The following is a 12,728-nucleotide window of genomic DNA, read 5'->3' on the forward strand; positions in this document are numbered from 1 at the left end:
TTGAAGAAACATTGGATTATATTATTCATACTTGTGTTGATAGCAGGAACACTTCTGTATCTGTCTACCTGGACCGTGGACAAGGTACAGGTGGAGGGCTGTGAAGTTGTAAATACACAGTCGGTCAGTGATGCGATGAAGGCAGAAGCTCCGCTTGACAATACATTGTTGTTATACATGAAGAATAAATTGAATAAGATCGGGGATATTCAGTTTGTAAGTAAAATGGATCTCGAGATTACAGATAAAAACACGGTTACCGTGACAGTGTACGAAAAATCCATAGCCGGCTGCGTATTATACAAAGGCGACTATGTGTATTTTGATAAAGATGGTATAGTATTGGACGCATCAAAAAAACGGGTTGGCAGTGTACCGCTCATCAAAGGTCTTAGCTTTACAGAGTGGAATATAGGGAAGAAACTGCCGAGCGATGATGATAAGAAATTCCAGACAATACTGACTATCACGCAGTTGGTGGAAAAATACGGCTTAGAGATTGACGGTATCAAGTTCACCGCTGAAAATGAAATTGTTCTCCAACATGGAGGCATCACAATCGAACTGGGAGAGGGGGAATATCTGGCGGTTCAGATGATGAATCTGGGCAACATACTGAAAAATCTGGAAGGTATGTCCGGAACATTGTATATGAAAGACTTTGATTCCGAAAATGCAACTGCGAGCTTTAGCAAAAAATAAGTAAATTTTACGTAAACCTATTGATTATTTCAACAAAAACCTATATTATATAGGATAATAATGCGCAAAAAGAATAAAGGAGGAAAAGACCTTGCTTGAAATAAAATCGAATGACGAGAAAACCCCTGCAAGAATCCTTGTGATTGGTGTAGGTGGAGCTGGTAACAATGCAGTAAACAGAATGATTGATGAGAATGTGGAAGGTGTTGAGCTGATTGCAATCAACACAGACAAGCAGATCCTGTCACAGAATCGTGCAACAACAAAGATTCAGATTGGTGAGAAGCTGACAAAAGGACTCGGTGCAGGTGCAAAGCCTGAGATCGGAGCCAATGCAGTGGAGGAGAACAGAGAAGAGATTACCGATATCATGAAGGATGCCAATATGGTATTCGTTACATGCGGTATGGGTGGTGGTACCGGTACAGGTGCTGCTCCGGTTGTTGCAGAGATCGCAAGAAATCTTGGAATCCTGACAGTCGGTGTTGTAACAAAGCCATTCTCTTTCGAGGGTAAGCCTCGTATGAACAATGCCATCAATGGTATTGCAAAGTTAAAAGAAAACGTTGATACATTGATCGTTATTCCAAATGACAAGCTGTTACAGATCTGCGATAAGCGTACAAGTATTCCGGAAGCTTTGAAGAAAGCAGACGAGGTATTACAGCAGGGTGTACAGGGCGTAACGGATCTGATCAACAAGCCGGGTCTTATCAACCTTGACTTTGCAGATATTCAGACTGTTATGCGTGACAAGGGTGTCGCTCATATCGGTATCGGTCGTGCAAGTGGTGATAACAAGGCTGTAGATGCAATCAAGTCTGCTATGGACAGCCCATTGCTGGAGACAACAGTCAGTGGCGCAAGCGATATTATTGTAAACTTCTCAGGAAATATCGGTATCGTAGAAGCATACGATGCAATCACATACCTGACAGAGGTTGCCGGTGATGGCGCAAATATTATATTTGGTACTGTAGATAATGATGTGATGGGTGAAGATGTATGTATCACAATCATCGCAACAGGTATTGAGGACAATGCGGCAACACAGCCGGTTATGCAGAATCCTGCAAAGCCTTCTGCTGTAAAGCCGACGGTTGCACCGGTTGGTAAGACTCCTACATATGCGAGTCAGCCAATCACAAGTGTGAAGCCTATGGGAACGGCAACAAAGCCATCCTTTATGTCAACTCCATCAGTAAAGCCGACAGTAAGTGCTGATATTTCAAGTGCAGCAAAGCCGGCTCCTGCAAAGAGAGAGACAGCGGGCGGTGGGATTAAAATTCCGGATTTCCTCAAGCGTGGATAGTTAACAGGAACAAGAGGGACTGTTGTATAGACAACAGTCCTTTTTCTTATAGTGTCGGGGAGGATATATGGGAGACAGAGACGAGAGAACGGTATTGTTTGACGAATCAATGCTGCAGCAATACCAGAAAAATACAACAGATAAAAGCTCACTTGTAATAGTGGATGGAAATGGAATCAAAGAGTATGATCTTACGAAGTTTCAGGATGGTTCTTATACATTTGGAAGAAGCGAGAACAACAGTATTCGTTTAAATTCCGGCATTGTGTCCGGAAATCATGGAGACATCTATCTGCAGCAGGGCAGATTCTATGTGCGGGATAATCATAGCTCAAATGGTTCCTATATTGCATATGGTACGCAGTTCATACAGATGACACCGGAACAGTATTATGGTGGAGATGGCAGGGATATGATCATCCGCCTCGGAACGAATCACTCAATGGATGGGATTGATCCGGTTTTATTTCTGTACAATGGCAGACAGAAAGATGGACGTTGGAAGACGTATTCTCTGCATGATGGTGATAACAGTATTGGCCGTGCCGCAGATTGTGATATCCGTATAAAGAACGTTGCGGTTTCCAGATATCATGCAGGTATTCGTAAGGTTCAAAATCAATATTATGTATTTGATAACGGCTCAACAAATGGTGTATTTGTGAATGGCAGCCGGATTGTAAAGCCTTACTGTCTGTCTAATAAAGATATCTTTACAATATTGAATACCACATTTATTTATGATGGGGATGTTCTGTATTATAAGGTGAATCCGGAAGGTATTGCGCTGGAAATTCATGACCTGAACAAGGATGTTCCGGCAAAGGGCGGTAAAAAGACGATACTTGATAAGGTCAGTCTGAGTATACAGCCGAATGAATTTGTCGCAATTATCGGTGGATCCGGTGCCGGAAAGACAACACTTATGACGGCAATGAGTGGATTTGATTCGAAGGTCACCGGACAGGTATATTGCAATGGAACGAATTTGCGGGAGAATTTCCAGACACTCAAAAATATCATAGGATTTGTGCCACAGCAGGATATCATTTATGAGAATATCACGCTGAAGAAGATGCTTTACTATACAGCGAAGATGAAGATGCCGCAGGATACAAGCAATGCAGAAATCGATGAACGGATTGAAGAAGTGCTTGGGATGGTGGAGCTGTCTGAACACAAGGATACTTATATCCGCCGTTTGTCCGGAGGTCAGAAAAAACGTGCGAGTATTGCAGTAGAACTTCTGGCAAACCCGGGACTTTTCTTCCTGGACGAGCCAACATCCGGACTTGATCCGGGAACAGAAGAACATTTGATGCGGACGCTTTCCAAGCTTTCCAAGGAACAGGAGAAGACAATCGTTATGGTTACCCATACGATCAATAATCTTGACCTGTGTGATAAAGTCATCATTATGGGATATGGTGGAAGACTTTGCTATTGTGGCAGTCCGGCGGGAATTAAAGATTTCTTCCGGACGGATGATCTGGTAAAGGTCTATGATATTATTACGGCAGATCCAAAGGGCTGGGAAACAAAATTCAGAATGTCTGGTATCAATCCGGTGAATGTACATGCTTCGCAGGAAGGTGGAGAGCCAATCAAACCGAGAAAGGTGAATGGATTTGCACAGCTTGGAATTCTGACTCGCCGATATACAACCCTGATCATGAATGATATGCAGAGACTGGCACTTATTTTTGGACAGCCGCTCATTATCGGATTGCTTTTGACTTTGGTTGCGGGTACCGGCATCTATGAGAAATTCACAGAGACACAGTCGATTCTTTTCACTTTGATGAGTGGAGGTATCTGGATGGGGCTTCTGAATACAATTCAGGAGGTCAATAAAGAACGTGTTATTCTGAAACGAGAGTATATGGGAAATCTGAAACTGCCGATATATATGCTTTCCAAGTATATTGTGCAGGGCGTGATCTCTCTGATTCAGGCTGTGATACTGGTTGTAACATTTGTACTGGTAAAGGGAACACCAAGCTGCAAGGGTGTAATTATATCTAATGCGACAGTAGAGATGATTGTGCTTATTTTCCTCACAATCTATGCATCGGCAGGCATGGGTTTGCTGCTTTCGTCGATTACGAAGAGTGCAGACCGTGCGATGGCGATTGCTCCATTTGTGCTTATCATCCAGCTTATATTCTCGGGTATATTGTTTGAATTGACAGGTGCAACGGACAAGATTTCCTACGTGACATTCTCACGCTGGGCGATGGAATCCATTGGAAGCACTTGCAATCTGAACGAATTAGAGCCACCCGGACAGGAAGAGAGTGACAGCGTGGAAGAACAGTTTGACGATCTTGTAGCTACCTGTAATGATGCGATTGCAGAGATGCAGGAAGCTTATGATGCACAGATCAATGAATTACAGGATGCGGTTGAGACATATTCCGCATTAGCGAATAATCCGCAGACATTCGAAGAGTATACATCAGAGCCACAGACAATCGAGGCAGAATATGAAGCTGCTGAGACAGAAGAAAACAAGATGTATGTTCGCTCGAAGGCAAGAACTGCCCGTGCATGGCTGATTCTGTATGGTTCAACATTTCTGTGCGCAGGAATCAGTGTGTTAGTGTTACGAAAATTGAAAGATGAACAGAGATAACAGAATAGAATAAGATAAGGGGGATTTGTTTCCCTGTAAAGTGTAAAAAGAGTTGGTTGTTTCATTCATATTCTAAAGCAGACCGTTGAAGCACGTCGGTACTTAATGAGCGCGAAGCACGAATTTAGTACCGCTACGTGCTGAACCGAGCGGGAGCACGTCTGCGTAGAATTGAATGGACAACCAACTCTTTGTATTTTATAGAAGGGAAGTAGAATTCCCCATGACGTTTATGACTTTACGCATATTTTGCTGTGTCGCAAGTTCGAATAGATGCGACAGGGAGTCGTCCGAATCACTGTCAGAGCTTAAGCTTGTGCTGCCGAGGACGGAGATGATATCAACCATGTTCGCATAGTGACTGGTGAGTAACTGGTATTCTGCATAGGATAATACCTTTTGCAGGCTGTCAGTGTCCGTTGTATCTACATTCTGCAAGGATGACAGAATCGTAGAAATCGGATTCCCATAGGAGGAAAGCAGACTGCCTGCACTGAAATCGGAAGCGGATGTTCCGTTTAATGCAGAAAGTCCGCTCTGTAAATATGTATTTGAATATGTGCTTTGATTTGCCGTAAGTGTGGAAATGGCAGAGATGATCTCTTTAATCTCTGCGACGATTTCCGCATTTTTTTTCGCTGTTTCTGCGGAAACCGTGGTTTCGTTAGTTGTATTGAAATTTCCGCCTGTTGCCGTTTGGGTATTGAAAGCGGTATTTGCGGAAGGAGTTACGGTGACTGTGTTTGCCGGAACTGATACACCGGTCTGCATCAGACTCGTCACCTTAGCAACATAGTTCTGTGTTTCTGTATATGGTGGTATGCCGCCATATTTTTTTACATTGCCACATCCGGCATTATAGCCTGCAATCGCAAGCGACTGGTTTCCTTGAAACATATTCAGAAGATCCTTTAAGACGGCTGCGCCTCCCATGATATTCTGGTAGGCATCGTAAGGATCAGATACCCCATATGCGCTTGCTGTGCTTGGCATGAGCTGCATGATTCCCATTGCACCCGAAGAGGAGGTAATGTTTGATTGAAAACCGGACTCTGTATAGGCAATTGCTTTTAAGAGACGTTCAGACACGCCATATTTATCTGCGGCTTCTTTGAAAATGGAATCAAGGTTTGTTGTGATGGATGCCTGATTCAATTTATCCGTCTCTGTGCGAAGCATACCATCAAATTTCGTTGTTGTTTCCGATACTGCCTGGGTACGATTCGGAACTGCAACGGCACTGCTGTCGTTCACATAACCAACACCTTCGATAAATACCATGATTCCTTCCTCCCTTCGTGTCCTTTATAGATACTTCAAAAGTAACTTAGTTCCTAAGAATTGTCAAGGCGAAAATCGACAAAAATGTAGGGGAAATGCAGAGAAAATAGGGATTCCAAAACCGGATATTGTATTTATGCGACAATTGGGGTAAAATGCCTATATACTTAGTCAATTCGGGGGACGAAGAAATGAGATACATTGCAACTGGACAGGAAGTGTTCAGAATTGATGAATTTACAACCAATGTAATAGGAATTCCACAGCTCGTACTGATGGAGCGTGCGGCACTCCGGATCGCGGAGCATGTCAAGGAACGGTTCCCGGCAGGTGCGCATGTCCTGATCGTAGTTGAGAGCGGAAATAATGGTGGAGATGGAATCGCAGCCGGAAGAATCCTCATGATGGAAGGATATGATGTCGAGATCTACTGGGTAGACGGATTGAAGTCAGCCAGTACCGGTTTTGATGCACAGTATGCGATTGCCAAGAAGCTGAATATGAAGTTTGTGGATGAGCTTGTGAATGCCGGATATGATGTGATTATCGACGGCATCTTCGGTGTAGGTCTGTCACGTGCCGTGATGGGTAAGCAGGCAGAAGTGATCAAGGCATTAAATGATATGGATGGTTATAAGTTAGCCATTGATGTACCATCTGGAATCGATGCGACAACCGGGTTCCTGCTCGGTACGGCGTTTCATGCGGATGCGACTGTGACATTTGGCCTGATGAAGCTCGGACTTCTCATGGGTATGGGATATGAGTACGCAGGAGAAGTATCTGTGGTGGATATCGGGTTCCCGAAGCAGGCGATTGATTTTGTAGAGCCGCGGTTATACACCTATGATGCAAAGGATGCAGAAGAACTGCTTCCACATAGAAAAAGGGATTCCCACAAAGGAACCTACGGTAAGGTCGGAATCATCGCGGGCAGCAAGAATATGGCAGGTGCGGCACTGTTTTCCGCAGAGGCTGCTTACCGTATGGGCTGTGGACTGGTGCGCGTGTGCACCGTAGAGGAAAATCGCGAGATTATCCAGTCGAGACTTCCGGAGGCATTGCTTACGACATACAGAGAAGATGATATCGACACGATGCGCAGTGCGATGAAGATGGTCATGGGCTGGGCAGATGTGCTTGTGTTAGGTCCGGGACTTGGAACCGGGGAGGCGGCACAGTATCTGGTTGACAAGGTACTTCGAAGCTTCGATGGTACAGTTGTTTTAGATGCCGATGGTATCAATGTGTTATCCGAGCATATGGATTTGTTTGAGACGATGCATTCGAAGCTGATCCTGACACCTCATCTGATGGAGATGTCAAGACTTACGAATCAGTCAGTGACAGATATCAAGGCGAACAAATACGATCTTGCAAGAGAGTTTGCCAAGCGCCATAATGTGGTCGTTGCATTAAAAGATGCGCGTACGGTGGTGTCCGATGGTGGGCTTCAGGCATATATTAATATAACAGGTACGAACGGCATGGCAACAGGCGGATCCGGTGATGTGTTAACCGGAATAATCGCAGGTCTTCTGGCACAGGGAATGGATCGGTTTGAAGCGACAAAACTTGGTGTCTGCATGCATGGGATGGCAGGGCAGGCTGCCGCAGAAGAAAAGGGACAGTACAGCATGATTGCCGGAGATATTGTACGAAGCATCGAGCAGATTTTAGCGAAGGAAGCAGCAGAGTAAAATAAAGGCTGGAAGAATACACAGTTTGATAATATAGTTTTAAATGGTTGCATACACAGAAGAATTGTTGGAAATACTTGTAATAGTTTGAACAACAATAGGAGTGTGATGGCATTGATTATCAGACGTGGAGATATTTATTATGCAGACCTGCGCCCGGTCGTAGGATCTGAACAGGGTGGTGTCCGCCCGGTACTTATTATTCAAAATGAAGCGGGAAACAAATACAGTTCCACTGTGATTATTGCGGCAATCACGTCGCAGATGCACAAGGCAAAGCTTCCAACGCATGTAGAACTTGATTCCAGGTATTGCGATATTGCCAAGGATTCTGTTATACTGTTAGAACAGGTGCGCACGATTGACAAACAGAGACTGAAAGAAAAAGTCTGTCATCTGGACAATACGATTATTCGCCGCGTGAATGAGGCGTTGCGTATCAGCTTAGAATTATAAAAGGAGAAACAATAACTATGTCACAGAGTGGCCCCAGTGGTTTTCGGAAGTTTTTTTCGAAGAAGGTGGACGAAGACAAAGTAGAAGAAGAGATTCTTTCCATGGTTGAGGAAGGACATGAACAAGGCTTGATCGAAGAAGGCGAGATGGAGCTTATTAACAATATCTTTGAATTCGGAGATAAAGAAGCGAAGGATATCATGACACCGCGGCAGAAGATTGTTGCCGTAGAGAACACCCAGACGGTGGAGCAGGCGTTGCAGCTTGCAGTCGAAAATAGTTTTTCAAGATATCCGGTTTATGAGGAGGATTTGGATAATATCATCGGACTTGTACATATCAAAGATCTGATCGCGGTGTATATGAAAGATCCAAAATCACCGATTGCGGGAATTGTTGATAAGGCAATTGTCACACATCCGACGAAGGATGTGTCAGAGCTTTTACAGCGGATGCAACGTGAGAAGATTCATATGGCAGTCGTGGTGGACGAATACGGTCAGACTGAGGGTATTGTCACGATGGAGGACATCTTAGAAGAGATTGTCGGAAATATATTGGATGAACACGATGAGGAACAGCCGGAGGAGATTCAGAAAAAGTCCGAGGACGAATATCTGGTCGATGGCGGAGCAACGTTAGAAGATCTGGAGGATCTGCTTGGAATCGAATTTCCCGATGAGGATTTCGAGACGGTAAATGGATTTTTGCTCTATGAGCATGGACGGTTGCCGGAAGAGGGTGAATCCTTTAAGATAGAATATCAGGGATATGAATTTATCCCGGTAAAAATAGAAGATAACAGGATTATCACTGTTAAAATTACGAAACTAAAGGAAGAGGAGTAACAAACAATGTCAGGACATTCAAAATTTGCGAACATTAAGCACAAGAAAGAGAAAAACGACGCTGCAAAAGGAAAAGTATTTACGATTATTGGTCGTGAGATCGCAGTTGCCGTAAAGGAAGGTGGACCGGATCCGGCGAACAATAGCAAGTTGCGTGATGTCATTGCAAAGGCAAAAGCAAATAATATGCCAAACGACACGATCGATCGCGGTATCAAGAAGGCAGCCGGTGATGCAAATTCCGTAAACTATGTAACGATTACATATGAAGGCTATGGTCCAAGCGGAACTGCAATTATCGTAAATGCGCTTACAGATAACAAGAACCGTACAGCATCCAATGTAAGAAATGCATTCACAAAGGGTGGCGGAAATGTCGGAACCACAGGTTGTGTATCTTATATGTTTGATGAGAAGGGACAGATTATCATCGCGAAAGAGGACTGCGATATGGACGCAGATGATCTGATGATGATCGCACTTGATGCAGGTGCAGAAGACTTCAATGAGGAAGAAGACAGCTTTGAGATTTTAACTTCTCCGGAAGAGTTCACTGCTGTACGTGAAGCCCTTGAGAAAGAGAATATCCCGATGGCTGAGGCAGACGTTACAATGATTCCGCAGAACTACGTAGAGCTTACATCTGAGGATGACATCAAGAAGATGAACCGCATCCTTGATATGCTTGAAATGGATGACGACGTCCAGGACGTGTACCACAACTGGGATGAGTAAAAAGAGTAGCAATTTTTATACAACAAAAGAACGAAAAAACAACGTGTTTTCAACGTTTTTTAACATCTTTTCATCAACTTTTTAACAACTTTTTTAATCAAAATTGAGTGAAAAAATCGCTCAGTGATGATAAACAAAAGGAAAAAAGATAGATTGAATGATGGATGTACAAATGAGATGCCTCTTTCTAATTTGGTTTATATAATTCACAAATTAGAAGGAGGTTTTTTTATATGATTTTACAGGATGTTTTGAAGGAGTTTTTATTTGATTGCCGCTTGCGGAAGTTGAGCGATCGGACATTAAAAGGATATCGGAATAATAATCTGGCTTTGTTCCGGTATCTGAAATCGGAGTATCAAGTGACAATGTTGGAGGATGTTTTGTATCAGATGATTCAGAGTTATATTGAATTGTTGATGAATAAGGGATTGAAGGAAACATACATCAATGGATTGATAAAATGTTTCCGTGCTTTTTTCAGTTATTGTGTAGATGAAACATATATACCTAAAAATCCTATGGATAAAGTAAAGTTTCAAAAGCAGCCAATCACATTGATACATACATTCTCAGACAGAGAAGTGGGAGATATGGTGACGTATTATTCTGGAAGTCGATATTTGGATGTACGGAATAAATTGATTATGATATTGCTTTTTGACACCGGTATTCGTAATTCAGAACTGTGTGGATTGAAAATGAGCGATATTCAAGGAACACATATCAATATTATTGGAAAAGGTAATAAACAACGCTTTGTGCCGATCACACCAATGATTAACAAATATCTGATAAAATATCTTAGAGTGCGGGAACAGTATATAAAAGATAAATTTCGATATGAAACGGAATATTTGCTGCTTTCCCAGAAGGGCAGGAAATTAACTATTGAAACAATAGAAAGATTAGTATTGGATGCGGGAACCGGCGTAGGGGTTCATAACGGTGTCAGAATCAGTCCGCATACATGTAGACATTTTTATGCACAGGCACAGCTTAGAAACGGATGTGATCTATATACGTTATCGAAGCTGCTGGGGCATAGCAATATCAATATAACAAAGATTTATCTACAATCAATGGATGATGAAAATTTCCTCAATATGGCGATTCGTACAAGTCCGTTAGAAAATTTATGATAATTATTTTGAGTGCTTATTATTTTAATAGGCACTCTTTTTTATTTATATATACATGTGCCATTATAATGACTTGTTTTAGAATGCAGGATGATATTATAAATACATAAGGAACAGAGATACAGAAAAGGAGGTAACAAAAGAAAAAAACAAAATGCAAATAATAAATCAGTACCATTAAAGTGACTGATAAAGAAGAACCAAGTGATATGATAAACATGTAAACAAAAAGAAAATCAATTTTGAAAAGGAGATTTAATTATGGAAAAGATGAATGGTATTAAGGTTATTAACAAGAATCGTGTGATTGAGATTACAAAGAAGTTTGAGAAGGCAGCAAGCTACTATGGAACAGAAGAGTATGTGGCTTTGCAGGAGATTAGAAGAGACTATCCAAAGTATCGGATTACGGTTAAGAAAACGGCTAAGAAAACCAAGGATACTTGTAAGGGGTTGACATATAAGTATATGGAGTTGTACATCAAAAACCATGATGATGAGGGTTCTATCATGGAAATGTATCGCAATAGACGCGAAAGAGGTGATGAGGTGGATGAGAAACCATATACATATGCTCAGATGAAAAAATGGTTCTTGGAAACTTATCCGAAAATGGCAGAGTTTTCTAAAAACAAAAGCAATGTATTTGAGAATACAACAAATAATGTAGCAGCTTAAATATAAAAATAAAAGAAAGAGGTGTTTAGTATGTGTAAGGGTAAGAAGAGTGGTTTAAGAATTGATATGGTTCATGGAGAGATTGTTATGAATGCTTCGTTTGCAAAGCAGGCTGAGATTTTCGGTACATATGAGTACGAGTGTTTGCAGGAAGCGCGAACGGCATATCATGAATACAGTGTGGTTCGTAGACAGATTAAGAAAAATAGCTCACAGCAGAGATATAAGGGGTTGAACTACGATTTTATGAGAGACTATATTTGGACACATGAACCTGTTGAAGAGCGGTTGAAGGTGTTGGATGGATTTGAGGATTTGGTTATTCGCACAAAGTGTCATAGTGCGGCATTCCGATATCCGTATGTCAAGCGTTGGTTCCTCAATCGCTATCCGGAGGTTGCAACGTTGGAATTTAGAACTATCGGACAGGAGAATGCTGCTGCCGCAGCATTCTCGTTAGAATCATCAAGAGAAGGAACAGCAGCATAGGGAAATTAGATCATGCATTTAACATCATATATAGATATGTTATATCATGTTAAGAGTTTGATTCAAAAAAGGAGGTTTTATGTTAGAATTAAAAAGCTATACCATAAATGAATTAGCAAATGAACTGAATAAAAATGCTTCTAGGCAATCATTGAAAAAATGTTTAGATCGGTATGAGGTGGCATATGAGATTGAAGGGCGCGGAAGCGCATGTATATTCAAAATTCAATCAATCAAAAACTCATTCAAAGTATTTTGTATCACAGAATTGAATATCCCTGCAACAAGTGATTTTGATAGAATGTTGTATTTTTATCATTGTTTCTTGGGGGATGATGAATTTCCGAATTTGACAAATGAGGAAATGCAAGATTATTTAGATAAGAATTATGAGCGGGTTTCAAGACAAACTATTCGACATTGGATTGGATATTTAGAAGAAGCTGGATGGTATCATGCCTCTTGTGATTTCATTTATTACTTTTCAAAAGAGGGTACACATTTTAGAACCACAAAAGAAAAATATTGTGAAGCGTGGAGATTATATTTTTATTATACATACCAAGGCGAAGAGTGCGGAAAGGCGATGGGAATTGTGTATCAAAAATATAATGGTGTTCCAAGAAAAAAAGCAATTATGCAACAAAATATTTTTTATACAGAAAAACTTGAAGCATTTATGGATGTTATATGTGCGGAAGTTGAGAAGAAAATAAAAACAACAGAAAATTTATAATCAGACATTTAACA

12 protein-coding genes are annotated in these 12,728 nt (G+C 41.6%); 11 read left to right on the forward strand and 1 reads right to left on the reverse strand.

Annotated features, from left to right (window positions below; genetic code table 11):
• The 3 genes from KP625_RS00480 to KP625_RS00490 all read left to right on the forward strand — a co-directional run bounded on the left by KP625_RS00480 (nucleotide 1) and on the right by KP625_RS00490 (nucleotide 4,649).
• Nucleotides 1-702, forward strand: coding sequence for a cell division protein FtsQ/DivIB (locus tag KP625_RS00480; protein ID WP_238298608.1), 702 nt, complete (start codon nucleotides 1-3; stop codon nucleotides 700-702).
• A gap of 91 nt (nucleotides 703-793) precedes the next feature.
• Nucleotides 794-2,014, forward strand: a complete 1,221-nt coding sequence (gene ftsZ, locus KP625_RS00485; protein ID WP_238298610.1) for a cell division protein FtsZ — start codon at nucleotides 794-796, stop codon at nucleotides 2,012-2,014.
• A gap of 67 nt (nucleotides 2,015-2,081) precedes the next feature.
• Nucleotides 2,082-4,649 carry an FHA domain-containing protein gene (locus tag KP625_RS00490; RefSeq protein WP_238298612.1) on the forward strand — a complete coding sequence of 856 codons (2,568 nt, stop codon included), beginning with the start codon at nucleotides 2,082-2,084 and terminating at the stop codon, nucleotides 4,647-4,649.
• 198 nt (nucleotides 4,650-4,847) lie between these two features.
• Here the strand turns inward: KP625_RS00490 and KP625_RS00495 are convergent, their stop codons facing one another.
• Nucleotides 4,848-5,930: a lytic transglycosylase domain-containing protein gene (locus tag KP625_RS00495; protein ID WP_238298614.1), complete on the reverse strand. Its 1,083-nt coding sequence runs from the start codon at nucleotides 5,928-5,930 to the stop codon at nucleotides 4,848-4,850.
• Nucleotides 5,931-6,121: 191 nt separating this feature from the next.
• Here KP625_RS00495 and KP625_RS00500 point away from each other — a divergent pair, with 191 nt between their 5' ends.
• From KP625_RS00500 to KP625_RS00535, 8 genes are all read left to right on the forward strand, one after another.
• The gene (locus KP625_RS00500) at nucleotides 6,122-7,630 is read left to right on the forward strand and encodes an NAD(P)H-hydrate dehydratase (protein WP_177969782.1); all 1,509 of its coding nucleotides are present in this window, start codon (nucleotides 6,122-6,124) and stop codon (nucleotides 7,628-7,630) included.
• A 114-nt stretch (nucleotides 7,631-7,744) separates the two neighbouring features.
• Nucleotides 7,745-8,086 (forward strand): type II toxin-antitoxin system PemK/MazF family toxin, encoded by a 342-nt coding sequence (locus tag KP625_RS00505; RefSeq protein ID WP_021985263.1) that lies wholly within the window; start codon nucleotides 7,745-7,747, stop codon nucleotides 8,084-8,086.
• Between the two features lie 17 nt (nucleotides 8,087-8,103).
• A complete protein-coding gene (locus tag KP625_RS00510; RefSeq protein WP_177969783.1) occupies nucleotides 8,104-8,934 on the forward strand; it encodes a hemolysin family protein in 831 nt (276 codons plus the stop codon).
• Between the two features lie 6 nt (nucleotides 8,935-8,940).
• Nucleotides 8,941-9,669, forward strand: a complete 729-nt coding sequence (locus KP625_RS00515; protein ID WP_177969784.1) for a YebC/PmpR family DNA-binding transcriptional regulator — start codon at nucleotides 8,941-8,943, stop codon at nucleotides 9,667-9,669.
• A 233-nt stretch (nucleotides 9,670-9,902) separates the two neighbouring features.
• Nucleotides 9,903-10,811, forward strand: coding sequence for a tyrosine-type recombinase/integrase (locus tag KP625_RS00520; protein WP_238298616.1), 909 nt, complete (start codon nucleotides 9,903-9,905; stop codon nucleotides 10,809-10,811).
• 261 nt (nucleotides 10,812-11,072) lie between these two features.
• Complete coding sequence (locus tag KP625_RS00525; RefSeq protein WP_238298618.1) at nucleotides 11,073-11,489, forward strand: hypothetical protein; 417 nt, start codon at nucleotides 11,073-11,075, stop codon at nucleotides 11,487-11,489.
• Nucleotides 11,490-11,519: 30 nt separating this feature from the next.
• Entirely contained in the window at nucleotides 11,520-11,978 is a 459-nt protein-coding gene (locus KP625_RS00530; RefSeq protein ID WP_238298620.1) for a hypothetical protein, read from the forward strand.
• 79 nt (nucleotides 11,979-12,057) lie between these two features.
• A complete protein-coding gene (locus tag KP625_RS00535) occupies nucleotides 12,058-12,714 on the forward strand; it encodes a hypothetical protein (RefSeq protein WP_238298622.1) in 657 nt (218 codons plus the stop codon).
• Nucleotides 12,715-12,728 lie beyond the last annotated feature (14 nt).

This window comes from Eubacterium sp. MSJ-33, from assembly GCF_022174665.1.
Taxonomy (GTDB): domain Bacteria; phylum Bacillota; class Clostridia; order Lachnospirales; family Lachnospiraceae; genus Coprococcus_C.

What these genes read in the sequence shown, in the direction of transcription:
- KP625_RS00490 (WP_238298612.1), top strand. Translation starts at nt 2,082, where the DNA reads ATGGGAGACAGAGACGAGAGAACGGTATTGTTTGACGAATCAATGCTG.
- KP625_RS00495 (WP_238298614.1), bottom strand. Translation starts at nt 5,930, where the DNA reads ATGGTATTTATCGAAGGTGTTGGTTATGTGAACGACAGCAGTGCCGTT.
- KP625_RS00500 (WP_177969782.1), top strand. Translation starts at nt 6,122, where the DNA reads ATGAGATACATTGCAACTGGACAGGAAGTGTTCAGAATTGATGAATTT.
- KP625_RS00510 (WP_177969783.1), top strand. Translation starts at nt 8,104, where the DNA reads ATGTCACAGAGTGGCCCCAGTGGTTTTCGGAAGTTTTTTTCGAAGAAG.
- KP625_RS00515 (WP_177969784.1), top strand. Translation starts at nt 8,941, where the DNA reads ATGTCAGGACATTCAAAATTTGCGAACATTAAGCACAAGAAAGAGAAA.
- KP625_RS00520 (WP_238298616.1), top strand. Translation starts at nt 9,903, where the DNA reads ATGATTTTACAGGATGTTTTGAAGGAGTTTTTATTTGATTGCCGCTTG.
- KP625_RS00525 (WP_238298618.1), top strand. Translation starts at nt 11,073, where the DNA reads ATGGAAAAGATGAATGGTATTAAGGTTATTAACAAGAATCGTGTGATT.
- KP625_RS00530 (WP_238298620.1), top strand. Translation starts at nt 11,520, where the DNA reads ATGTGTAAGGGTAAGAAGAGTGGTTTAAGAATTGATATGGTTCATGGA.
- KP625_RS00535 (WP_238298622.1), top strand. Translation starts at nt 12,058, where the DNA reads ATGTTAGAATTAAAAAGCTATACCATAAATGAATTAGCAAATGAACTG.